At 45.1% G+C, this 24,683-nt stretch carries 23 protein-coding genes; 17 read left to right on the forward strand and 6 right to left on the reverse strand.

What is annotated here, in order from left to right; translation table 11 throughout:
* Window positions 1-251: 251 nt before the first annotated feature.
* The 17 genes from leuS to H8B19_RS01705 all read left to right on the forward strand — a co-directional run bounded on the left by leuS (window position 252) and on the right by H8B19_RS01705 (window position 17,614).
* The gene (gene leuS, locus H8B19_RS01625; RefSeq protein WP_186505025.1) at window positions 252-2,840 is read left to right on the forward strand and encodes a leucine--tRNA ligase; all 2,589 of its coding nucleotides are present in this window, start codon (window positions 252-254) and stop codon (window positions 2,838-2,840) included.
* Between the two features lie 37 nt (window positions 2,841-2,877).
* Window positions 2,878-3,375, forward strand: coding sequence for an LPS-assembly lipoprotein LptE (locus H8B19_RS01630; protein ID WP_186505026.1), 498 nt, complete (start codon window positions 2,878-2,880; stop codon window positions 3,373-3,375).
* A gap of 1 nt (window position 3,376) precedes the next feature.
* The gene (gene holA, locus H8B19_RS01635) at window positions 3,377-4,411 is read left to right on the forward strand and encodes a DNA polymerase III subunit delta (protein ID WP_186505027.1); all 1,035 of its coding nucleotides are present in this window, start codon (window positions 3,377-3,379) and stop codon (window positions 4,409-4,411) included.
* Window positions 4,411-5,046 (forward strand): nicotinate-nucleotide adenylyltransferase, encoded by a 636-nt coding sequence (nadD, locus tag H8B19_RS01640; RefSeq protein ID WP_186505028.1) that lies wholly within the window; start codon window positions 4,411-4,413, stop codon window positions 5,044-5,046. The genes holA and nadD overlap by 1 nt, the downstream gene beginning before the upstream one ends.
* Before the next feature lie 62 nt (window positions 5,047-5,108).
* The gene (gene rsfS, locus H8B19_RS01645) at window positions 5,109-5,426 is read left to right on the forward strand and encodes a ribosome silencing factor (protein ID WP_186505029.1); all 318 of its coding nucleotides are present in this window, start codon (window positions 5,109-5,111) and stop codon (window positions 5,424-5,426) included.
* An 18-nt stretch (window positions 5,427-5,444) separates the two neighbouring features.
* Window positions 5,445-5,915: a 23S rRNA (pseudouridine(1915)-N(3))-methyltransferase RlmH gene (gene rlmH, locus H8B19_RS01650; protein WP_186505030.1), complete on the forward strand. Its 471-nt coding sequence runs from the start codon at window positions 5,445-5,447 to the stop codon at window positions 5,913-5,915.
* A gap of 20 nt (window positions 5,916-5,935) precedes the next feature.
* A complete protein-coding gene (gene mrdA / locus H8B19_RS01655; protein WP_186505031.1) occupies window positions 5,936-7,807 on the forward strand; it encodes a penicillin-binding protein 2 in 1,872 nt (623 codons plus the stop codon).
* On the forward strand, window positions 7,807-8,925 hold the full coding sequence (gene rodA, locus H8B19_RS01660) for a rod shape-determining protein RodA (RefSeq protein WP_186505032.1): 1,119 nt from the start codon (window positions 7,807-7,809) through the stop codon (window positions 8,923-8,925). The genes mrdA and rodA overlap by 1 nt, the downstream gene beginning before the upstream one ends.
* Before the next feature lie 84 nt (window positions 8,926-9,009).
* Window positions 9,010-9,816, forward strand: coding sequence for a septal ring lytic transglycosylase RlpA family protein (locus tag H8B19_RS01665; RefSeq protein WP_241737431.1), 807 nt, complete (start codon window positions 9,010-9,012; stop codon window positions 9,814-9,816).
* A 129-nt stretch (window positions 9,817-9,945) separates the two neighbouring features.
* Entirely contained in the window at window positions 9,946-11,115 is a 1,170-nt protein-coding gene (locus H8B19_RS01670) for a serine hydrolase (protein ID WP_186505034.1), read from the forward strand.
* Between the two features lie 180 nt (window positions 11,116-11,295).
* Complete coding sequence (ybeD, locus tag H8B19_RS01675) at window positions 11,296-11,559, forward strand: DUF493 family protein YbeD (protein ID WP_186505035.1); 264 nt, start codon at window positions 11,296-11,298, stop codon at window positions 11,557-11,559.
* 19 nt (window positions 11,560-11,578) lie between these two features.
* Window positions 11,579-12,229: a lipoyl(octanoyl) transferase LipB gene (gene lipB, locus H8B19_RS01680; RefSeq protein ID WP_186505036.1), complete on the forward strand. Its 651-nt coding sequence runs from the start codon at window positions 11,579-11,581 to the stop codon at window positions 12,227-12,229.
* The gene (gene lipA, locus H8B19_RS01685) at window positions 12,222-13,184 is read left to right on the forward strand and encodes a lipoyl synthase (RefSeq protein WP_186505037.1); all 963 of its coding nucleotides are present in this window, start codon (window positions 12,222-12,224) and stop codon (window positions 13,182-13,184) included. Before lipB ends, lipA begins: the two co-directional genes overlap by 8 nt.
* Window positions 13,168-13,752, forward strand: a complete 585-nt coding sequence (locus tag H8B19_RS01690) for a SprT family zinc-dependent metalloprotease (protein ID WP_338401477.1) — start codon at window positions 13,168-13,170, stop codon at window positions 13,750-13,752. The genes lipA and H8B19_RS01690 overlap by 17 nt, the downstream gene beginning before the upstream one ends.
* 874 nt (window positions 13,753-14,626) lie before the next feature.
* A complete protein-coding gene (locus H8B19_RS01695; RefSeq protein ID WP_186505039.1) occupies window positions 14,627-16,636 on the forward strand; it encodes an ATP-binding protein in 2,010 nt (669 codons plus the stop codon).
* 125 nt (window positions 16,637-16,761) lie between these two features.
* Window positions 16,762-17,085, forward strand: a complete 324-nt coding sequence (locus tag H8B19_RS01700) for a hypothetical protein (RefSeq protein ID WP_186505040.1) — start codon at window positions 16,762-16,764, stop codon at window positions 17,083-17,085.
* 133 nt (window positions 17,086-17,218) lie between these two features.
* Entirely contained in the window at window positions 17,219-17,614 is a 396-nt protein-coding gene (locus H8B19_RS01705; protein WP_186505041.1) for a hypothetical protein, read from the forward strand.
* 3 nt (window positions 17,615-17,617) lie between these two features.
* Here H8B19_RS01705 and H8B19_RS01710 read toward each other — a convergent pair whose 3' ends face one another.
* The 6 genes from H8B19_RS01710 to edd form a co-directional block, all read right to left on the reverse strand.
* Window positions 17,618-18,991: an SEL1-like repeat protein gene (locus tag H8B19_RS01710; protein ID WP_186505042.1), complete on the reverse strand. Its 1,374-nt coding sequence runs from the start codon at window positions 18,989-18,991 to the stop codon at window positions 17,618-17,620.
* Window positions 18,992-18,997: 6 nt separating this feature from the next.
* Complete coding sequence (nlpI, locus tag H8B19_RS01715; RefSeq protein WP_186505043.1) at window positions 18,998-19,918, reverse strand: lipoprotein NlpI; 921 nt, start codon at window positions 19,916-19,918, stop codon at window positions 18,998-19,000.
* Between the two features lie 105 nt (window positions 19,919-20,023).
* The gene (locus H8B19_RS01720) at window positions 20,024-21,094 is read right to left on the reverse strand and encodes a diguanylate cyclase (protein ID WP_186505044.1); all 1,071 of its coding nucleotides are present in this window, start codon (window positions 21,092-21,094) and stop codon (window positions 20,024-20,026) included.
* Between the two features lie 157 nt (window positions 21,095-21,251).
* Window positions 21,252-21,896, reverse strand: a complete 645-nt coding sequence (locus tag H8B19_RS01725) for a bifunctional 4-hydroxy-2-oxoglutarate aldolase/2-dehydro-3-deoxy-phosphogluconate aldolase (RefSeq protein WP_186505045.1) — start codon at window positions 21,894-21,896, stop codon at window positions 21,252-21,254.
* Entirely contained in the window at window positions 21,893-22,852 is a 960-nt protein-coding gene (locus tag H8B19_RS01730) for a glucokinase (RefSeq protein WP_186505046.1), read from the reverse strand. Before H8B19_RS01730 ends, H8B19_RS01725 begins: the two co-directional genes overlap by 4 nt.
* Window positions 22,849-24,678, reverse strand: a complete 1,830-nt coding sequence (edd, locus tag H8B19_RS01735; protein WP_186505047.1) for a phosphogluconate dehydratase — start codon at window positions 24,676-24,678, stop codon at window positions 22,849-22,851. The genes H8B19_RS01730 and edd overlap by 4 nt, the downstream gene beginning before the upstream one ends.
* Between the last annotated feature and the right edge of the window lie 5 nt (window positions 24,679-24,683).

Here is a 24,683-nt window from a genome sequence, read left to right on the forward strand (position 1 = left end):
CCTATTTTATTGATTAAAAGACATTATCTAGATCGAATATGTTGTCATAGTCGGCTTAAATTGGCGATTTCGCTAATCCATATCTGGTTTATTAAAATCTTCACCACTTCAATTGCTCAGGGTTTAACCAGCTAACCGATTTAATTCGATGATAAGTCGGCCCTGCTATTGTGACTTACCTAAGCGCTAAGGTATTCTATTAGGATCGTTATAAGTCCAAATTATCCAACCGTTGTGGAAACTCATTTAAGATGGAAAAACAGTACAATCCCCAGCAAATAGAACAATCCGTCCAGCAATACTGGGAAAAGAACAAAGTCTTTCAAGCCGTAGAAGATGCCAGTAAAGAAAAATACTACTGCCTGTCGATGTTCCCTTACCCCAGCGGACGCCTGCATATGGGGCACGTGCGCAACTACACCATCGGCGATGTGATCAGTCGTTATCAGCGCATGCAGGGCAAAAACGTATTACAACCAATGGGTTGGGATGCCTTTGGCCTACCAGCTGAAAATGCGGCTATCGCCAACAACACTGCGCCGGCTAACTGGACATACTCCAACATTGAATACATGAAAAACCAGCTGAAATCGCTGGGTTTTGGTTATGACTGGGACAGAGAAGTCGCCACCTGTAAAAAAGACTATTACCGCTGGGAACAATGGTTCTTCACCCGCCTGTATGAAAAAGGCCTGGTATACAAGAAAAACGCCACAGTTAACTGGGATCCGGTTGACCACACAGTGTTGGCCAACGAACAGGTTATTGATGGCCGTGGCTGGCGCTCGGGCGCATTGGTTGAACAAAAAGAGATTCCACAGTGGTTCATCAAAATTACTGATTACGCCGAAGAACTGCTAGCGGAATTGGATGAATTAACTGACTGGCCAGAACAGGTTGTGGCCATGCAGAAAAACTGGATTGGCCGCTCTGAAGGCGTAGAAATTACATTTCATGTTGAAGGCAGCAACGACCAGTTTGATGTATACACCACCCGCCCTGATACCTTATACGGCGTAACCTATGTTGCCCTTGCTGCGCAACATCCTTTAGCGTTGGCAGCCGCCAAATCGAATCCGGAATTGGCCAGCTTTATCGATGAATGTAAAAACACCAAGGTCGCCGAAGCAGAACTGGCGACCATGGAGAAAAAAGGTTGTGACACCGGGCTAAAAGCGATTCATCCTTTAACCGGTGAATCGGTGCCGGTTTTTGCCGCTAACTTTGTATTGATGGGTTACGGCTCAGGTGCGGTGATGTCAGTTCCGGGTCACGATCAACGAGACTGGGAATTTGCACAAAAATATAATTTACCAATTAAACAAGTAGTAGCACCGCTTGATGACAACGAAAAAGCAGATTTAAGCGAGGCGGCTTACACCGAAAAAGGCAAACTGGTGAATTCCGCCGAATTTGACGGTCTGGATTTCACTGCGGCGTTTGACGCCATTAGCCAAAAGTTAGTAAGCGAAGGCAAAGGCAATAAAAAGGTTAATTACCGTTTGCGTGACTGGGGTGTTTCCCGTCAGCGTTACTGGGGTGCACCTATCCCGATGCTAAATCTGGAGAATGGCGAATCCGTGCCGGTTCCAGCCGAGCAGTTACCGGTTGAATTGCCAGAAGATGTGGTTATGAACGGTGTCATTTCACCGATTAAAGCCGATCCCGAGTGGGCCAAAACCACCTATAACGGTCAGCCGGCGCTACGTGAAACCGATACTTTCGATACCTTTATGGAATCAAGCTGGTACTACGCCCGTTATTGTTCCTCACAAAATGGCGATGCCATGTTAGATCCGGCTCAAGCCAATTACTGGTTGCCGGTTGACCAATATGTGGGTGGTATTGAACATGCCATTTTGCACCTGTTGTATTCCCGATTCTTCCACAAATTATTACGTGACGAAGGTCTGGTAGAAAGCAATGAGCCTTTCAAACGTCTGTTATGTCAGGGCATGGTATTGGCTGATTCCTATTTCCGTACCGACGAAAATGGCAAAACCACCTGGTTCTCCCCGGCTGATGTGGAAACAGAAAAAGACGACAAGGGCCGTATCGTTAAAGCCACATTAATAGCTGATGGTAAGGAAGTTAGCCATGGCGGCATGACCAAAATGTCCAAGTCAAAAAATAACGGTATCGATCCACAGCAGGTAATTGACCAATACGGTGCCGACACCATTCGTTTATTCACTATGTTTGCTGCGCCTCCGGAGCAAACCTTAGAATGGATTGAATCGGGTGTGGAAGGTGCTAACCGTTTCATTAAACGTTTATGGAAACTGGTACAAGGCCATATTGATAGCGGCGTAATTGCTGACATTAACGCAGATGCATTAAGCAACGAGCAGAAAACCCTGCGCCGTGAAGTACATAAAACCATTGCTAAAGTCAGTGATGATATTGGCCGCCGCCAAACCTTCAATACTGCGATTGCGGCGATTATGGAGCTGTTAAACCATCTGCAGAAAGCGCCGCAGGAAAGCGAACAGGATCACGCCATTATGCGTGAAGCAGTAATCGCAGTGGTTCAGCTATTAACACCGGTAACCCCGCATGTTTGTCACCAGTTATGGCAGGACTTAGGTTTTGATACCGATGTTGAATACAGCGGCTGGCCAGTAGCAGATGAAAAAGCGTTGGTTGAAGATGAAAAACTGATCATCGTGCAGGTAAACGGCAAATTACGTGCAAAAATCACCGTGGCAGCAGATGCCGATGAACAAAGCGTGAAACAAAAAGCACAGGATGAAGATAATGTAAAACAATTTACTGACGGCAAAACCGTGCGCAAAGTGATTTACGTCGCGGGTAAACTGGTTAATATCGTCGCTAACTAGTGGTCATTAGCGTCAACAATACATCACAGGAGCCTGCATGAAACATTTGAGTCTGTTGTTAATCTGTAGCCTGTCACTGATGCTGACAGGATGCGGTTTTAAATTACGTGGCAGCAACAGCCTGCCACCACAAATGCAACAGATCCAATTGCAGGCCACCAGCGATTATGATGCTCTGTATCAGGTTGTTAAAACACGCTTGCAAAATCATCAGGTAACAGTCAGTACAGATAGTCTGGCAAGTGTGCCAACCATCCGACTGGTTAAAGATGAATTAGAGCGCCGCTTGCTGTCACTGTTTACCTCAGGGCAGGTGGCAGAATATGAGCTGGTTTATACAGTAAACTACTTACTGATGTTACCGGATCAGGAAGCACAAGCCATCCAGTTTGATATTGTACGTGAATATCAGGATGACCCTAACGCGGTACTGGCCAAGTCACGCGAACTGGATTTGATTTTAAAAGAAATGCGTACCCAGGCGGCGGATAAGATTATTCGTCAACTTGCCAATCCCAATGAGATAACCCGCTAATATGCAGGTTTATCCCAATCGTTTTGCCGCCGGACTCCAAGGTCAGCTAAAACCTTTTTATCTGATTTTTGGTGAAGAGCCACAGCAAAAAATTGAGTGCATTGAACTGATACGAAAGGCCGCCCGTGAGCAAGGGTTTGATGAACGCCAAAGTCTGGTCGCCGATTCCTCATTTCAATGGTCTAGTCTGATTGAAGCCAGTCAGTCGATGTCTCTGTTTGCCAGTCGCCAGATAATCGAACTGGAGTTGCCCACCGGCAAACCCGGCACAGAAGGCAGCAAAACCTTAGTATCGTTAACTGAAAATCCTAATCCCGATACCTTATTTATTATTCATGGCGATAAAATTGGCCGTGATGTACAAAACAGTAAATGGTTTAAGGCTTTGGATAAATTGGGAGTTTATGTGCCCTGTTATCCGGTGGAAGGACGCCAATTAACCCAGTGGATTGCTAATCGTATACAAAACAAAGGGTTGCAGGCCACCAATGAAGCGATCAACTTACTGACAGAACACTGTGAAGGCAATTTATTAGCGGCGCAGCAGGAAATTGACAAACTACCTCTATTGTTTCCCGATGGAAAAATTGACTTCGCGCAGTTGCAACAGGCCATGGGTGATCACAGTCGTTTTAACGTATTCCAGTTAGTAGATGTGTTACTGGCCGGTGATATTCAAAAAGCCATAAAAATGCTGTATCGCCTGGAAAGTGAAGGCATAGAGCCGGTTGTGGTGTTGTGGGCGCTTAACCGTGAATGGCAAAATCTGTATGAAATGAAATTTGCTACCGACAATGGCCAGTCTCTGAATACCGTTTTTACCCAGTTGCGTATATGGAAAAACAAACAAGCCGGTTATCAAAATGCACTTCGTCGCTTGTCCATGGCTCAGTTAACCGAAATGCAAACAAAAATCGCAGCGCTGGATGCCGGGCTCAAACAAAGCGCCATTGCCCGCCCCTTTATTGAATTAAGCCATATCTGCCTGCTCTTTGTACCGGTATCCCTCAGCGCGATAGAACTGGATTACCAATAATGCTGGGTATTTTAGGTGGCACGTTTGATCCTATACATTCAGGTCATATTCTGCCGGCGGAGCAAGCGGCAAACTTACTCGGTATATCTAAAGTACTTTTAATGCCGTGCCACATTCCGCCACACCGTGAAACACCAGAAGTAACTGCCAGCCAACGATTGGAAATGGTCAGACTGGCGTGTGAAAATCATCCATTATTTGAAGCCGATGATACTGAATTAAAACGCAATAGCGCGTCTTATACAGTAGAAACATTAAGTCAGCTCAAACAAAAATACCCGGCAAAAACCTTATGCTTTTTTATGGGCATGGATTCACTTAATCAGTTTACTCAGTGGTTTCGTTGGCAGGATATTCTTGACCTGGCCCACTTAGTGGTTTGTGCACGCCCCGGCTATCAACAAGACGTTCCCCCCGTGATTCAAAAACGCATTATCACCAATACTGAACAAGCGAGAGCAGCATTCGCTCAGCACAATCACGGACGTATTTATATTGCCGAAGTAAGTCCGGTTGATTGCGCGGCTACCAATATACGTCAGCAATTAGCGAGTGGTCAGGCACCCTTTACGCTATTAGACAATGCAGTGGCTGAATACATCCAGCAACACCGGCTATACCAAAATAGAGAATAACGCTAAGTTCGTGGTAAACTTAGCTTTGTAATAAAACCTTAACCTGTTCGAAGGAAACACTGTTGGATAACGCACAACTTAGTCAATTTGTTATCGATAAAATCGAAGATCTCAAAGCCCGTGACATCGTCACTTTAGATGTTACTAATAAATCCACCATTACCGACTGTATGATTATCTGCTCGGGCAATTCAAAACGTCACGTAGTCTCTATTGCAGACAATGTGGTGACACAAGCCAAAGCCGCTGGCGAACCACCGCTGGGTGTCGAAGGCCATGATGAAGGCGAATGGGTGCTAGTTGATTTAGGCAATGTGGTACTGCATGTAATGCAGGATGATACCCGGGATTTTTATCAGCTGGAAAAGCTCTGGGGTTAACCTTTAAAGGACGTTGAAATGCGTATTCAGATGATTGCTGTTGGCAGTAAAATGCCAGCATGGGTCGAACAGGGATATCAGGAATATGCCCGCCGCTTAAATACTGACGTCCAGCTACAGTTAATTGAGATACCTGCAGGGAAACGCGGTAAAAACGCGGATATTTCACGTATTCTGCAAAAAGAAGGACAGCTGACCATGGCTGCCATTCCCAAAGGCAATCGTATTGTTACACTGGAAGTAAAAGGTAAAGCCTGGGATACGCCTCAACTGGCGAAACATATGCAAGCCTGGCAAATGGATGGACGCGATGTCAGCCTGCTAATCGGAGGTCCGGAAGGTCTGGCAACAGAATGTATTGCGGCTGCGGAACAAAAGTGGTCATTATCGGCTCTAACCCTTCCGCATCCTTTGGTCAGAATTGTGGTCGCTGAGAGTTTATATCGTGCATGGTCACTGAATAATAACCACCCGTACCACAGAGAATAATTACAACAGGGTTTGTTTTTGTGCCTCCAAAAAGAATAACAATAAGAGACCACACCGCAGAAGCGAACTTGTTTGCCCGGCGCTCGGTTATTGCCATGCTGATTATCGTGGTGGCACTGGGTATATTAATTAGCAACCTGTATTATCTTCAGGTTACCCGTTATGAAGATTATCAAACCCGCTCTAACGGCAACCGTATTAAGGTATTACCGGTAGCGCCTAACCGTGGATTGATTTACGACAGGAACGGCGTATTACTGGCCGAAAATAAACCGGTTTTTCGTCTGGAAGTCATCCCTGAGCAACAGGATAAAATCCAGCAAACGGTTGCCGACCTAAGCCAGTTACTTGATATCAGTCAATCGGATATTGAGAGTTTTAATCGTGAATTAAAAGGTCAGCGCCGTTTTAAACCTGTGGCATTGATCAGTAATATGACCCAGCAGCAGGTGGCGATATTTTCGGTTAATCAACACAAGTACCCCGGCATTAGTGTTGAGGCGCGCTTAAAACGTTATTACCCTTTTGGCGATACACTCACCCATGTAGTGGGTTATGTGGCCAAAATCAATAAACGTGATTTGCAAAAACTCGAAGAAAGCGGTCAGGACGCCAACTATGCCGCTACCTACGATATTGGCAAACAGGGTGTGGAGAAATATCACGAAACCCTGTTACACGGGAAAGTGGGTTATCAGGAAGTAGAGGTTAATAGCCAGGGGCGAATTATCCGCACCCTTAAATTTCAGCCTCCGGTTCCAGGCACAGATATTGTGCTGAATATCGATATTAATATGCAAATGGTTGCGCAGCGGGCCTTGCAGGATAACCGTGGCTCGGTCGTTGTGATTGATCCGCGGGATGGCGGGGTAATTGCGCTGTATTCCAATCCAAGTTACGACCCTAACCTGTTTGTGCATGGCATCAGTAGTAAAGACTACCGACGTTTATTGAGTTCTGCAGACCGTCCACTAATTAACCGTGCCACGCAAGGGCAATATCCGCCTGCATCGACCATCAAACCCTTACTGGCGCTGGCAGGTTTAAACGAAGGGGTCATTACCGAAAAAAGCCGGGTATATGATCCCGGCACTTACCAAATAAAAAACGGTCCACGAACCTGGCGTGATTATTTACCCTGGGGGCATGGCTGGGTGAATGTCACCAAAGCCATAGAAGTGTCCTGCGATACTTTCTTTTATGATTTAGCCTATAAGATGGGTATAGAAAAAATCAGTAGTTCCATGTCTGCCTTTGGTTTTGGGCAGTTTACCGGCATCGATTTATATGAAGAATCTGACGCTAATATGCCTAATGAAGGCTGGAAACGTGCACGATTCAATAAACCCTGGTACATAGGTGATACCATTCCGGTAGGCATTGGCCAGGGTTACTGGACGGCGACACCACTGCAACTGGCCACGGCTGTAGCCAAACTGGTGGATCGTGGCCATTCCTTCACTCCTCAGGTGATACGCGGACAAAAAGTCGATAACGCCGATGATTATATTGTCTACCCGCCCAGTGAAAATTATCCGGTTGATATGGGTGATGAAAAATACTGGGATATCGTACTGGATGCCATGTATGGCGTAGTAAACCGCGAAGGTGGCACCGCCTTTAAAGCATTCCGCAAAACGCCTTATGTGTCAGCAGGTAAAACCGGTACCGCTCAGCTCATTGGCATCGCTGAAGATGAAAAATACGATGCATCCAAAATCGCTGCGCATTTACGTGATAACGCCATGTACGTGGGTTACGCCCCCTATGAAAACCCTGAAATGGTGGTTACAGTGGTAGTAGAAAATGCCGGGCATGGTGGTTCGCAAGCCGCGCCAGTTGCGCGTGCATTAATGGATTACCACTTTCACGAACAAGAAGAACAAAAATAATGGTACGTAACAAACTCAACCCAAATGAACAAACGCCACTTGCCCGGGCGCATATTGATGGCTGGTTATTGCTGGGGTTAGCCGTACTCATGTCAGTTGGTCTGGCAGTAATATATTCAGCGGGCGGCCAGAATATGGACCTGATTTACCGCCAGTTATTACGTCTGGGCTTTGCCCTGTTGGTTATGGTGGTCATGGCACAGGTTCCCCCTATGGCCTATCGAAGAGTATCGATATATTTTTATTTGGTTGGCATTGCCATGCTGGTAGCTGTGCTGGTTATCGGTACCATAGGTAAAGGGGCACAGCGCTGGCTTGATTTGGGGTTTATGCGTTTTCAGCCATCAGAAATCATGAAACTGGCCGTGCCTATGATGGTGGCCTGGTATATCAGTCGCTTTAACTTACCCCCCAAAATACAACACGTATTTATCGGGTTTGTGCTGGTAACCATCCCTACCCTGTTAATTGCCAAACAGCCGGATTTAGGTACGTCGTTACTGATTGCCAGCTCAGGAATTTTTGTTATTTTTCTGGCGGGTATGAGTTGGAAACTACTCGGCAGTCTGGCGGTGATGGGCTCCGCCTTTGCACCGATTATGTGGTTTTTCCTGATGCAGGATTATCAGAAACAGCGGGTACTCACCTTTTTGAATCCGGAGAGTGATCCACTTAATTCCGGTTATCATATTATCCAGTCACAAATCGCTATCGGTTCGGGGGGATTGCAAGGTAAAGGCTGGTTGCAGGGTACGCAGTCACAACTGGAATTTTTACCTGAACGCCATACCGATTTTATCTTTTCAGTGTTTAGCGAGGAGTTTGGCCTTATTGGCATTTTACTGCTGCTGTCGCTGTATTTGTTTATCATCTTTCGCGGTATGTTAATCGCCATGCGCGCACAGGATGCGTACAGTAAATTGCTGGCTGGCAGTATCACACTGACCTTTTTTGTTTATGTTTTTGTGAATATGGGCATGGTATCCGGTATTTTACCTGTGGTTGGCGTGCCCTTGCCGTTAGTGAGTTATGGAGGAACATCCATGGTGACCTTAATGGCAGGTTTTGGTATTTTAATGGCTATTGGTACCCAAAAACGCCTGTTATCGCGGGAATAAAAATAATTCAGACTCAGGATAATGAAGCAAGGTCAGCAACACACTAAAACAATTTCAAACACTAATGTCACAGGTAGAACATTTTTGTTGCTGCTGTTACTGACGTTGGTATCAGCCTGTTCCAGCAATTACGGACGTTATCAGCAACGCAACGATTCCGCGCCTCAGGCACATGAAGTCCCACACGATATCGCAATGCACGATGCAGTTCCCAAAGTAGAACCTTATTACCCTGCCAGTTTACGCGCCTATAATGTCTTAGGCCGCACTTATCAGCCCATGAGCGCGCAACAAGCGGTGACCTACTCGGCCACAGGGCAAGCATCGTGGTATGGACAAAAATTTCATGGTCATCTGACTGCCAATGGCGAAGTGTACGATATGTACCAGATGACCGCCGCCCATAAAACCTTGCCTTTACCCAGCTATGTACGATTGACCAATCTGAAAAACGATAAACAAGTGATTGTTCGGGTGAACGACAGAGGGCCCTTCCATGGTCACCGCCTGATTGATGTGTCCTACGCCGCAGCGAAAAAACTGGATATGCTTAATCATGGTGTCGCTAATATTAAGCTGGATGTTGTGACCTTAGATGAAAGCGGCCAAATGTTAATCGCCGGAAAACCGTTAACCCCACAACAAAACGCGCCAGAATTACAAACCGAATATTACGTGCAGGTAGCTGCGTTAAGTGACAGCAGCAAAATTAACAAACTTGCCAAAGGGCTAGCGGCACTATATCAGATTGGCGCCCAAACGCCGGAAGAAAATGGTGTATTCAGATTACGCTTAGGCCCGCTTAAAGATACCAGTAGCGCACAGCAGTTACTTAAAAAGGTACAACAAGGCGGTTATCCCAACGCCTTTACTTTAAGCGCACCGCAATAAAAATTAAACTTTTAGCAAATTAATGAGTCGTAAAAAAAACATGCGCTAAACCTCATATTTACCGTCAAAAATGATATATTGTTGCGCGTTTATAAATACACCAGTCACAAACTCAAAATTGGAAGAATAATGCTCAAAATAAAAACGCTTCTCGCTAAATTAGTTGTCCCGGCGATTTTGCTTGTTAATAGCGCCACAGCACTTGCTGTTATCATTCCCCCTTCTCCGACTATTAACGCCAAAGGTTATATTTTGCTTGATGCAAACACCGGAAAAGTGATTGCAGAACAGAACGCAGATATTCAACTGGCACCTGCCAGTCTGACCAAAATGATGACCAGTTACATTATTGGTGACGAAATCAAAAATGGTCGTATTAAAAATACTGATTTAGTGACAGTGTCAGAAAATGCCTGGGCGAAAAACTTTCCCGACTCATCGAAGATGTTTATCGAAGTAGGCTCTAAAATCCCGGTAGAGCAATTAAATCAGGGCATTATTGTGCAATCAGGTAACGATGCCTGTGTTGCCATGGCCGAATATATCGCCGGCAGTGAAAGTGCTTTTGCGGATATGATGAATGCCTATGCTGAAAAACTGGGTATGTCTGCCAGCCACTTTATGAACAGTCATGGACTGGATGATCCTGATCATTACACCACGCCACGCGATATGTCGACTCTGGCACGCCATCTGGTGTCAGACTTACCCAATGAATATAAAATTTACGCTGAAAAAGAATTCACCTACAACGATATCAAACAGTACAACCGCAATTCATTGTTGTGGGATAAAAGCCTGAATGTTGACGGAATCAAAACCGGCCACACCTCTACCGCAGGTTACAGCCTGGTATCATCAGCCACTCAGGGCGATATGCGTTTAATCGCGGTAGTAATGGGCACGGAAAGCGAACGTGCACGTAAAATCGAAAACAAAAAGCTATTAAAATACGGCTTCCGTTATTATGAAACCATCGCGCCGTATGCTGCTGGCGAAAGCTTTGCCTCTCAGCGTATTTACATGGGTGACAAAGATACCGTTGATTTGGGCATTATGAACGATACCCTGATCACTATCCCCCGTGGTCAGCGCAAAAACCTCAAAGCTAACTTCAAGCTGGATAAAAAGCTGGAAGCACCGCTGGCCAAAGGCGAAGTTGTAGGTACTCTTCACCTTGAACTGGAGGGCGAAGAAATTGCTACTTACCCTCTGGTCGCCTTGCAGGAAGTACAGGAAGGTGGATTCTTCGGGCGCATGGTGGATTATATTAAACTGCAAATGGGCCTGGGTGAGTAACGCTGTACACCCCATTTAAACAGTGAAAAAAGGAGCTCGATGGCTCCTTTTTTAATGCTGGGTGATTTCCCCGGTGTAAACGGTAAATTATGTTTACTGCCCACTTTACTTGAAAGCATACATTTTGCCTCCATCTCGGTATATAATGCCGCCCGTTGATTTACCCCGTGGAGAACACCTTTGGATACCAAATTTGATCAGTTACTCGATTTTCCTTGCTTTCAGACTTTCAAAGTCATGGGAATTGCCGATGAACGCCTGCCCGATCATGTTATAGGTTGTCTGCAAGACCATGCACCTGGTGATTACAGCCCAACAGTTAAACCCAGCACTAAAGGTAACTATCATTCTGTTTCAGTCAGTGTAAAAGTCACCAGTAAAGAACATATGGAAACCATTTACACCGAGTTAGCCAAATTAGAACTGGTACGTGTTGTACTGTAATTAGACAAAGAGTCAGGTATTGAATAACCCCAATTTAATTGTTCGCCAGCTTGGTCGGCAACCCTATTTGCCCATTTGGCAGGCGATGCAGTCATTTACCGATAACCGCGATAACAACCAGACAGATGAAATCTGGCTGGTAGAGCACGAAGCTGTATTTACTCAGGGGCAGGCCGGTAAAGCTGAGCACTTATTAAACCCGGGTGATATTCCTGTGGTACAAGTTGATCGCGGCGGTCAGGTGACATATCACGGGCCCGGTCAGCAAATGATGTATGTGTTGCTGAATTTAAAACGCAACAAATTAGGTGTACGTCAGCTGGTAACCGAGCTGGAAAACAGCATAGTTAATCTGCTAAAACCCTTTAATATAGATGCCTACCCCAAAGCCGATGCGCCGGGTGTGTACGTGAATGGTGATAAAATCTGCTCCATTGGATTACGTATTCGCAAAGGCTGTTCTTTTCATGGGTTAGCACTCAACGTTAATATGGATCTGGCGCCCTTTAATCGCATTAATCCCTGTGGTTATGCAGGCTTAATGATGACGGATTGTCATCGTTTAGGTGGGCCACAAACTTTAGAAGATGCCTCCTCTGCGCTGGTCAAACTATTTTGTCAGCAAATAGGCATTGAACACATAGAATTTCGGGAAGGTTTTGATGAGTAAAGTACGTATACAAGCCGGTGAGAAGCTGCGTGATGCACGCAAAGTTGAGCATATTCCAATTACGATTGTGCCAACCGAGCGTGAGCAAATGCTGCGTAAACCGGAATGGATCAAAATCAAATTACCTGCGCATTCCGATCGCATCGATCACATCAAATCAACCTTGCGTAAAAACAAATTGCACTCGGTGTGTGAAGAAGCCTCCTGCCCTAACCTGGCAGAATGTTTTAACCACGGTACCGCCACCTTTATGATTTTGGGTGATATCTGTACCCGCCGTTGCCCGTTCTGTGACGTGGCTCACGGCAAACCGCTTCCTCCGAGTGCCGAAGAGCCTATTAAGCTGGCCAAAACCATCGCTGAAATGCAACTGAAATACGTGGTAATCACCTCGGTTGACCGTGATGATTTACGCGACGGTGGTGCGCAACACTTTGTGGATTGCATTAACGCCATTCGTGAACACAGCCCTTCGACCAAAATTGAAGTGCTGGTGCCGGATTTCCGTGGCCGCATGGATCGTGCGCTGGAAATATTTAAAAACGGTATTCCGGATGTGTTTAACCACAATCTGGAAACCATTCCCAGCCTGTATCGTGAATGTCGCCCGGGTGCAAACTACAAGTGGTCACTGCAATTGCTACAAAAATTCAAGCAGCAGCATCCTGAGGTGATGACTAAATCCGGCCTGATGATGGGCATGGGTGAAAGCAAGGAAGAAATGCTCGAAGTCTTAAAAGACTTACGTGAACATCAGGTAGATATGTTAACCCTGGGTCAGTATTTACAGCCTAGTCGTCACCACTATCCGGTAAAACGTTATGTACACCCGGATGAGTTTGATTATCTGCGCGAACAAGCAGAATCCATGGGCTTTAGCCATGCAGCATGTGGTCCGTTAGTACGTTCCAGTTACCATGCAGATAAACAGGCTGCAGGTGAAGAAGTTAAATAATCTGTTCAGGCGTCGCACTGCGGCGCCTGCCTGTTCTGGCAATATCCCGTCAACCTTAGCTAAATCCACTACCGCCAGCTATCCCGCTAAAACAACACTGGAACAGCAAATCGTTGATCAGGTTGAACACTGTTATCAGCAGGCCGAACGACACTTAAACAAACCTTTTCCTCGTCCTGTGGTTGGTTTTAATCAACGCGGTAAAATAGCCGGCAGCGCGCGTTTGCAACTTAACGAATTACGTTTTAACAGAACCTTGTTAAAAGACAATCCCGAGCATTTTTTAACCGATGTGGTGCCGCATGAAGTCTCGCATTTACTGGTCCATCAGTTATATGGGCGGGTAAAACCCCATGGTTATGAATGGCAGCAAATGATGCGACAGGTGTATGGGTTACACCCGCAAACCCGTCATCAAATGGATGTTAGCAAGGTACAAGGCAAAACCTTTAACTATCGCTGCCATTGCCAGCAGCATAAGCTGACTATTCGTCGGCATAATAAAGCCCTAAAGGGCATGACATATATGTGTCGGTCTTGTGGTTCTGCGTTGGTTGCTGATAGCTGAGTATTGGCGTATTTGCTTCGCACTAACCTTTTGTCATAAACGTTAGGTTTGGGCGTCGCGTTGGCGACAGCAATACTTTTGGCGATTTCATCACCACGAACATCTTTTATTTCACGTCCCTTCGGGGACGCGAGCCTATTTGGATGGAGCCAAATAGGCGAAAGCTCCTTTGCTCCCTTACTTTCTTAACGCCAAAACCAAACTGTCTTTAATTCGAAGCGGCCAAAGGCAGCTATCCATGCAAAACGTTGGCCTTGGCCGAACGTCCTGTTCGGCCATTCGAAAGCCAGCTCGGTTTTGTCTAAAAGTCAGAGTCGCTCTAAGTCAGCCGTTGGCTGACTAGGTAAAACCAAACCTTCAGACTTATCAGCGACAGCGGCCAAACGCAGTTTGGCTAATCGCGACTCCAACTTGCCTTGTGTAGGTGAAACTTGTTCGAACGGGAAAACAGGACGTTTTCCCGAGGTGCGTGCTTTGCACGGATAGCTGCCTCGCACCGGTTCAAATAAACAAGTTTTACCGGAACAAGATTAGCAAGTTGGTGGAGTTCAGCACTTTTACTACGGACTTCCTGTCCTCCGCCCTTAGGGCCGCACTAACGTGCGTTCAAATTTATTCCGAATAAATTTGTCCCCTGTTTTGGTGCCTCAAAACAGGGTCGCGCCTCCGGGAAGGGCGTGAAAACATCAGGGACGATTTAGAAAGTTTATTGAAGATACTCAAATACAGCTACTCACTAACCCTTTAATTGGTAAAGCTTTTATTAATCTGATACTAATAAGTCAAAGGACAAAAACGAGACAGGTTGCGACAGAAAAACGACCCAATCGCTCACTATTAAATTGTTAGGCATATTTGAGGAAACTGAGAATTCATGAGCAATCTCAATATAAAAAGAGCCGTAGACAATATTCGCTCTGGAACAAGCGTTTACACACCAATCACAGAAGTTGTTGTGAATGCAATTCAAGCCATTGAAGAAACGGAAAACTCCGATGGACTTGTTGAAATTAGAGCGGATCGAGTGAGGCAAGCTAATCTTGATGATTCAGCACCCGAGATCAATGGGTTCACGGTTATTGATAACGGAGTCGGTTTTACAGATGAACATCGGGAGTCTTTCGACACTTTATACACCGCACATAAAATCCAAGAAGGCGGCAAGGGATTCGGTCGTTTTACTTGTCTAAAGTACTACGAAGATGTGAATTACATTAGTACTTATCACAAGGATGGAAGCTTTTATAACCGCTCATTTTCCATGGGCAAAGAGAAGGAAATTATTGTCGATGAAGGCGTGACCCCATCTCACGAGAACTCAACAGGTACAACAGTAAAACTGAGCAATCCTATAAAAAACTTTCCTGAGAAGAGCCTCCCCCAAATAGCGCGGCGTTTGGTTGAAAAGCTATTGCCATATTTTATAAGTGATAAAGGCTGCCCAAAAGTGGTATTGGCGGAGCAAGATGGTTCTGATGCCATAGTTCTCAATGAATACCTTGGAAGTGGCATTGATGCACTGATTGTTGAAGTCAAAAAAGCTAATGGAGAATTTCTAGTTGAATCCAACTCTCTAGAACCCGGAAACGAATTCTTCGTTCAAACGTTTAAGATTTATTCGCCAGCCACTTCAAGAAGTAGAATAAGTCTTGTTGCTCATCGCAGAGAAGTGACTGCAACATCATTGCACCAATACATTCCTGAATTTTCGGAAGAATTTTTTGACAACGCCGCAAGCGGAGAGCGGGACAAAGATAGAAATTTCATAGTTGTTTCATACGTCACCGGGAGCTACCTAGACAAAAATGTTTCTCTGGAGCGAGGTGGTTTCGATTTTCCAAAAGAAAAACCGGATATGGTTCACTATATCGCACAGAGGCAAATTGAAGAAAAAGCAGCCATATATTCACAAAAAGCAGTCGACTCCGATGTGGAAGATCGAAAATCTAGGAAAATTAGTCGTATAGAAGATTATGTCCGAGACAATGCTCCATGGCACCGTCAAGCTCTTACGAAACTTGATTATTCATCTATTCCGCATAACCCCTCCCCATCACAAATAGACTCAGTTCTTCATCAGCAAGAATATAGAGAAGAAGCAAGGGTTAAAGGTGAAGTGCGAAAGTTGCTGGCTGACGATAATGTAGAATCACTAAAGGAGAAAGCAGGCGAAATCGCACGGCAAGTCTCCGATAGAAGTAAGAACGAGCTGGCTCACTACATTTCTCTGCGCAAGAGTGTCTTGGATATTTTCGAAAAAAGTTTAGAGCGTGGGCCTGATGGTAAATACTCAGCAGAAGACGTTGTTCATGACATCATTTTCCCTGTTAAAAAAGATTCAGATCAAACTCCATTTAGGGATCACAATCTTTGGATTATTGATGAACGGCTCAATTTCACTGAATACCTATCATCAGATAAAGAATTGAATGGGCCAAATTCTGATCGCCCTGACATACTGGCCTATGACAAGCGTATTGGTTTCCGAGGCGGAAACGAGGCTAGTAATCCAGTTACGATTTTTGAATTCAAGAAACCTCAGCGAGATGACTTCGTAAACCCTTCTTCAAAAGAAGACCCCGTAGAGCAAATTATCCGATACGTAAATCAAATCCGGAAAGGAAAGTACAAAACTCCCAAAGGGAGAAAAATGCAAATCGAGCAAAACACCCCTTTCTATGGATATGTCATCTGCGAACTAAATCAGAAAGTTGAAGACTGGTTAGAGGAAATTAAAGATTTCAAACCACTACCAGACAGATTGGGGTACTTCAAGCATCACGGTAGTGCAAACCTCTATATTGAAGTTTGGAGTTGGGATAAAGCACTAAATGATGCCCGTATGCGAAATAGAGTATTTTTCGAAAAGCTTGGTATCAGCTAAGAATATGCCTAACAAGCCACTTAAATCCGTTCCGGCCACAGATGTTTGGCCTCCACCGAACTCGCTATCGCTCACCGTTTAGGCAAGCGTTAGAACCCTTTGCCACAATTAGGTAATTATCATCAATGAACATCACAGCCCTGGTCATTGGCTTTCTTACTACTTGCCTTATCGTTTACAAGTTTAATCATTACGCTTCCTACAAACGCCACAAAGCCTATGTTGTGCTGTTGGCGACCTTCCCTGTTTATTATTGGATTTTTGCGCTTTATGCACTCGATTTTGGCGCGCTGATAAATGGAGGCATTGTAGGTATCGCATTTTTTGCCATTGGTTTTATGGCTCATGGTATTTATGATGTTGTGCACCTGAGTTTGTACCCTCACTCAGTTGCGCCAAATTGGTTGCCGGAGTTTTGTCGCAGCGTCGATATTTTACTGGGCATTTAAATGTTATATCTGCTAAACATTTTTTATAAATCAAAAGCAAGTAAACAAACCAACAACCATTTAAGCTATACAGTAAAAATTAACTTCTGAATTATTTTCGTTAGTAACACCCAAAACATAAGGAAGACACCAAATGAAAAAATGGATTTTACTGCTATTAATTTGTTCGGCGAATACATGTGTAGCAAGCGAGTTACAAGGCGCCTGGAAACTGGTTTCCGGTGAATATATTGATCAAAATGGCAAGCTGACCAGTTACCAGTCAATTAACCTTCAATCCCTTAAAGTTCTCTCAGAATCTCATTTTAGTTTTACCTCAGTCAAAGGTGATAGTTTCTGGGCGGCAGGCTCTGGTACGTATAAATTTGCCGATGGCAAATACCAGGAAACCCTTAATTTTAATTCCTTTGGGCAAAGCAAAGGCAGTCAGTTTACATTCGATAGCAAATTGGTTGGTAACATCTGGTACAACTCTCGCTGGGAGGGAGAAACACGCGTCGAATATGAGGTCTGGCAACGCGTGGAGTAATGTTTATTCGTTAATATAATCCTGATAACGTTGCCACCATAAGTCCGCACTTGTTTTATCTCCTTGTTCTGAGGCAGATTGTGCAAAATTAACGAAGGCCGGAATTAGATTTTTACGATGATTTATTTGCTGAGCCCACGCCGCCATATACCAGTGTGGTTTTGTACCTGCATCATAAAACTCCATAAAACTTAACCCTGCAAACGGTTTGTAAGCCTGATAAGGCGTATTGTCACAGGTACGGGCTTTATACAGTTTTTCATCTGCGCTGGCGCTCCACTGCTGAGGCCACTTAGGTATTTTTTGCTCAGTTGAGGATGATTTTTTAACAATCAGTAAGTTAGGTAATACCTGCTCCTTATTGCAAAACTGCGCAGCTAACCCCTGGGATAACGGATACTCATCAATTAAGCCGGCAAAATGCGCTAATTCGTGCAACATCACCTTGTAACTATCCTGCTCATCCAAATACAAAATACCGTTGTGCACATTCGCCTTGCCTTGCTGACTCATTATCAGGATATGACTAAACGGGACAGGCGATAACATGGTTGCCAGTTGATATTCATCACACAAGATACGCTGTTGATTTTGGCTAAATTTGTCACATTGCAGTTGCTGCTCGCTGATAACCACGGGCGCATTAAAACACACAGGCAAGTTTTGAAGCGATTCGTCAGTTTTAAATTGTTGAATATAGGCCGATACCCTGCTCCACTGCGCAAGAGAGCTCACTACAGGTTGAATCTGCATGGCACAGTTTAACGGGTGATATGCATTCGATACTGATTGCTGATACCTTGAATAAGGTAAAAAATATGGTGTGCTTTGTTCAATCTGCGCTAAATACCGGGAGGCTTTTGCGGAGCCAGATTGCTTTGCAACTTCCAGCCAGTGCGTGACTTGCGCTAAGCCTGCACTATGCTCCGGCGTATTATTTATATTCATCCAGTTTAATTGGGCCAGTTGCATCGCAGCACTGGCATCTTGCAGTGCCGCCTGTGCTAACCAGTAATGAGCCAGTTGTGGATGTTTCTTTTTCCAGCGCTTAGCCAACAAAAGCTGAGCCTGCAACAGGCCATTTTGCGCAGCCTGCTGTAACCAGAAGTCCTGTTGTTTTTGTCCCACCAATTTATTGGCTAAGCGCCATTGTGCGTCAGCATTTTGATGTTGTGCGGCCAGGGTTAGCCAGTATATTTCATCTGACTGACTTAAGTGCGTATAAGCGAGGTCAGGGGCATCAGCAATAGCTTGTGCCCACAGATAATTAAAGCTGCTTTGAAATTGTTTACTGTAAAAAGAGATAGAAGCGATATTGGCATTGCCATCACTGCGTAAAAACAGACACAGCAGCACAATGCCAATAAAAGGTTTCATCGGCACTTAGTTAGCGACGATATCTTCTTCCTGATAGGTACGCTCACGCATCAGTTCCAGCTCTAAACGCGCGTATCTGTGCTCAACAAAGGAATATACATTAGTGCTTAGCGCCAGTTTAAAATAATTGGCTGCAATGCCCTTTTGATCCTTATCGGCGTGATATTTTCCTAAATAAAAATACGCTTCGCATAATTTATCGGTCAGTTGTTTTTGGTTGGTGACACCGCTCATTAAATCCGACAAGACCTGCGATTCACTGACTTCGCCCAGATAAAAGTCCACCAGTGTGGTGGCCCAATTCTGGTCACTTAAATAACCACGCACTTCACGTAATTTTTCTAATGCGGCTTTTTCATTAATGGCTTTTTCTGCAATAAAGGCCCACAACGCACGATAAGGATCGCTTTTGTCTTTTTGGTAAAAGCTGGATAAATCTTTAACCGCCAATTCAGGACGACCACCGTAATACAGCGCTATCCCACGGTTTAAAAAAGCAAAATCATGTTCAGGATCAATATCCAGCGTGGCATCAAATTCATCATAAGCCTGAATAAAGTCCATATTCTGGGTATAGTGAATACCCATAAAATTATGTGCTTCGGCCATGTTCGGATTTAAACGCAGAGCACGATTAAAATCGTATTGCGCCATCCCACTTAAGCCCACGCTGTCATACAGTACACCACGCTGATACAAAAACTCAGCCTTTTGATTATCCGGTACTTCTACACGACTTAGAATATCGGTCAGGCGCGCTAAAGCCATCTGGCTGCGAATATTCACGGGTGCAGGCTCAGCCAGAACTAAATTCCCCATTTTAGCGTTATTATGTGAAGCTGCCTGAAATTGCTGTTGAGAAGAGCTGCTGCATCCTTGAATGGAGGCCACTAACAATAACAAAGGGAAGAATATGCGCTTACTCATTAATGATTAACCCGGGATCTCTTGCAAAGTTGATTGGCTACTATAACGGAACATGCGCCCATGATCATTAGTTGGATCAACGAAAAATGTATCATTACGTACACATCAGCAAACGATACGATTACCCTGATGCTCTTTGGCCTGATACATTTTACCGTCTGACAAACTAATAAATTCATCTACGCTGGTATTTTTTGATACGTCCAGTTCGCTTATACCCATGCTTAATGAATAATCCGGATAAGTGCTTGAAAAAGATCGAATAATTTTCTGGCAGATGATTTTTGCCTGCTTTACATGGCAGTCTGGAAAAATAATACAAAACTCATCACCGCCATAACGACAGGCCACATCGGTTTCCCGAATATGCCGCAACATATAGCTGGCCAGATTTTTAAGTACTTCATCACCAATTAAATGGCCGTATTCATCGTTGATTTCCTTAAAATCATCCACATCGATATAGACCAGCGACATTGCGACATTCCGTCGTTTCGCCAGCGCTATCTCACGCTGAATCACATCCTGCATAGCTCGAAAATTAAAAATACCGGTTAATGGATCGCGCCTGGTCTGCTCTTCAAGTTGACGAGTGCGTTCTGCAACCTTGTCTTCCAGCCCTTTGGCATAGATTTCAGTACGTCTTTTGGCGCTCTCAATCTCACTTAATAAACTGTCAATATAGGTATCAAATACCAATGTGGTATCAAAACACATTAACTTGTCGAGAATACGTTTGATTTCTATGCATTTAGTGCTGTCGCTAATGGCGTCATTCAGCGCGTTAAACAGCGTTTCCTTTAAGGTCATTACCGCAGATAAATACAACTTGGGTTCCACCCCAATGCGTTTATGCACCATACCAATTCGCAGGCGATTATTAACATAATCGGTGCCATAGTTGCCCGCAAATAAGTCCATGACATAAAACCGTTGTGCAGAACGCAGGCGTTTAAGTGTATCGGCATCACCAATCAACAGGGAAATTTCATCAATTTCAGTTTGTTTTTGATAAAACTCATCGACGATAAAATCGATTTTTTCTTCGATTACCGGCATATGACTGGCCAGTTGCTCAAGTGATTCAGTGGTAAGACCCAGCAACTCCTTGCGTCTGGCTATTTCCACGTCATTAATCTGCAACTGCTCCAATAAGGTTTGTTCCGTCCTTTTCACCCTAACCTCTTGTGATACCGCATATTTTTATAAATATGAGAATGTGCAAATTAAGATTAGGTTCAATTTATCAATAAAACAAAGATCATCACGCCCAAATAAAAAAAGCCGCGTACAATTGCTTGTCGCGGCCTTTTAAACATTGCTATTCAGTAAATTAAGCTTTAGCACCTGCCACAGCTTCTGCCGCTAAATCAGTAATACGCTGCCAGTCACCGTCATTCATTGCATCATCCGGTGCCACCCAGGAACCACCCACACAGTGAATATTAGGCAATGCCAGATAATCACGGTAATTTTTCGGACCAATACCGCCAGTAGGACAAAACGTCACCTGCGGGAACGGACCACTGATAGATTTAATGGCACTGATACCGCCGGATGCTTCCGCCGGGAAAAATTTAAAATGGTCATATCCTTTGTCCAGACCATTCATCAGCTCAGAAATTGATGATACCCCCGGAATTAATGGAATAGAGCCATTATTGGCCGCTTCAAGCAAGTTGGTGGTTAACCCCGGGCTGATAGCAAATTTAGCCCCTGCATCAGTCACCTGTTGCAGCTGTTCCGCGTTTGTCACTGTGCCCGCACCAATACAAGCCTCAGGTACTTCTTCAGCAATTTTTTTAATTGCATCCAGGGCGACCGGCGTACGTAACGTCACTTCCAGTACGCTGATACCACCCGCTAGCAACGCTTTGGCCAGCGGCACTGCATGTTCCAGTTCTTTAATAACCAGCACCGGTACTACCGGCCCTTTGGCAAATAATTCTGCCGGAGATAAAGCCCAATTTTGTGTCATGATACTTCCTTAAGATTCTGTTCCAGGTACGCAGCGGCACCCATAAGGCCGTGGTCGGCTTCGGTAATAAGATAAACAGGAATGGCCTGCATGTAGGGCTTAAAGCGGCCTTTATCTTCAAAGCGCGCTCTGAATTCACTATTTAATACAAAATCCACAAATCGCTGAGCGATGCCACCGGCAATATAAACACCACCAAAGGTGCCCATATTTAACGCGATATTGCCGGCAAAACTTCCCATCACCTTGCAGAACTGGGTCAGGGTTTGTTCACATACTGCGCAGTTTCCACTTAATGCCTGTTCGGTAACTTCTGCCGGAGAAGCACAGGTTGGTGTCACCTGATTTAACGCCGCTAACGCGTGGTAAATTTGCAACAGACCAGGCCCGGAAATAAGTTGCTCGGCTGACACATGTCCGTGCTTTTTACGCAGGTATTGCCAAATGGCCAGATCGGTATCATCGATGGGCGCAAAATCCACATGGCCACCTTCACCGGGGATAGGTTTCCAGCCTTCAGTCACCGGGATCAGATGCCCCACACCCAATCCGGTTCCAGCGCCAAATACTGCCATTGGCTGACCTTCGGTTGGTTCACCACCACCAATTTTGACTTTCTGCTCGTCATTTAATACCGGCAAGGACATGGAGATGGCGGTGTAATCATTAATCACCAGCAAATGTTCCAGACCTAATTGCTTACGGGTAATCTCAATGGAAAACTGCCAGTCATGGTTGGTCATTTTGATAAAGTCACCATTAACCGGACAAGCAATCGCAATACAGCCAGCCACAAAATGATATTCTGGCAATGAATCGCAATATAATTTGATCACGTCTGCGATATCGGCGAAATCTTTACACAGATATTTTTTGATATCTGCCAGCTTGCCATTAACCTCACGCGCCAGACGGATGTTGGTTCCTCCTACATCCGCGACAAACCTTTCACTCATTGAGCCTGCTCCTGTGTTACAAACAATGAACAGGCTCCCTGCTCAGCACCTGTAAGCTGACTGCGCATGCCGCCAAATAACTCACGTCCCATGCCTTGCAGGTGATGGTCAATTTGTGCCAGCACGTTTTCACGTTGTGCCAGCTCTGCCTCATCAACCAGTAATTCAATAGTGCCGGTTTCAGCATCCAGTTCGATAATATCGCCGTTTTGCACTTTAGCTAACAAGCCACCATCATAGGCTTCAGGTGTGACATGAATCGCTGCTGGTACTTTACCTGATGCACCAGACATACGGCCATCGGTGACCAGCGCGACATTAAACCCGCGATCCTGCAACACGCCCATAGGTGGTGTTAAGCTATGCAGCTCTGGCATACCAATCGCTTTTGGTCCCTGAAAACGCACCACCACGATACAATCTTTATCCAGTTCACCGGCTTCAAAGGCTTGTTTAAGATCAAACTGATCTTCAAATACCACCGCCGGCGCTTTAATTTTGGTTTTGTTAGCACGCAGAGCTGAGGTTTTCATTACAGCACGCCCCAAATTGCCATCCAGTACCGATAAACCACCATCCGGTTTAAACGGATTAGAGGCACTGGCAACCACGTCAGGATCAGCGGATACGCTTACCCCGTCACGCCATTCCAGTTCACCATCCACCAGTACAGGCTCTTTGGTGTATTGCTCTAACCCATGTCCACAGATGGTGTTTACATCATTGTGTAACAAACCTGCGCCTAATAATTCTTTAAACAACAACGCCATACCACCTGCCGCTACAAAGTGGTTAATATCGGCTGAACCATTTGGATAAATATGCGTAAGCAATGGTGTTACTTTGGAAATTTCCGAGAAATCATCCCAGTTAATAATGATGCCGGCAGCACGTGCAACCGCCACCAAATGCATAGTGTGGTTAGTTGAACCACCGGTTGCTAACAATGCCACCAATCCATTCACAACCGCTTTTTCATCAACAATATGGCCGATAGGCATGTAATTTCCGCCTAAATCGGTTAATCGGGTAACTTGTTTGGCGGCTGCTTTAGTTAAGGCATCACGCAGTGGTGTGCCCGGATTAACAAAAGAAGAACCCGGTAAATGCAGGCCCATCACTTCAACCACTAACTGGTTACTATTAGCTGTACCATAGAAGGTACAAGTACCGGCAGCATGATAAGAACTGGCTTCGGCTTCCAGTAATTCTTCACGACTGGCTTTGCCTTCAACAAAAGCCTGACGCACACGCGCTTTTTCTTTATTGGGGATACCTGATGGCATAGGACCAGCAGGCACAAAGACAGTAGGTAAATGACCAAATGCCAGAGAGCCAATTAATAATCCCGGAACGATTTTATCGCAGATACCTAGTGCCAGACTGCCGTCAAACATATTGTGAGACAAACCAACAGCGGTAGCCATCGCAATCACGTCACGGCTCATCAGACTTAAATCCATGCCCGGATTACCCTGAGTCACACCATCACACATGGCCGGTACACCGCCAGCAAACTGTGCCACACTGCCCACTTCAGCAACGGCTTCCTTGATAATGGCAGGATAGGTTTCATAGGGCTGGTGTGCCGATAACATATCGTTATAGGCAGATGTAATCGCGATATTGGCTTTCGTCATGCTACGTAACGAGGCTTTATCGTCCTGATTACAGGCAGCAAAACCGTGCGCCAGATTTCCGCATGACAACACACCACGATGTGGTCCCTGACGACGCGCCTTATCGATTTTATCCAGATAAGCCTGACGGGTTTTCTGACTGCGGGCGATGATCCTGTCGGTCACCGCCTGAATCGTTTTATTCATAATAT

Source organism: Neptunicella marina, assembly GCF_014270035.1.
GTDB classification, from domain to species: domain Bacteria; phylum Pseudomonadota; class Gammaproteobacteria; order Enterobacterales; family Alteromonadaceae; genus Neptunicella; species Neptunicella marina.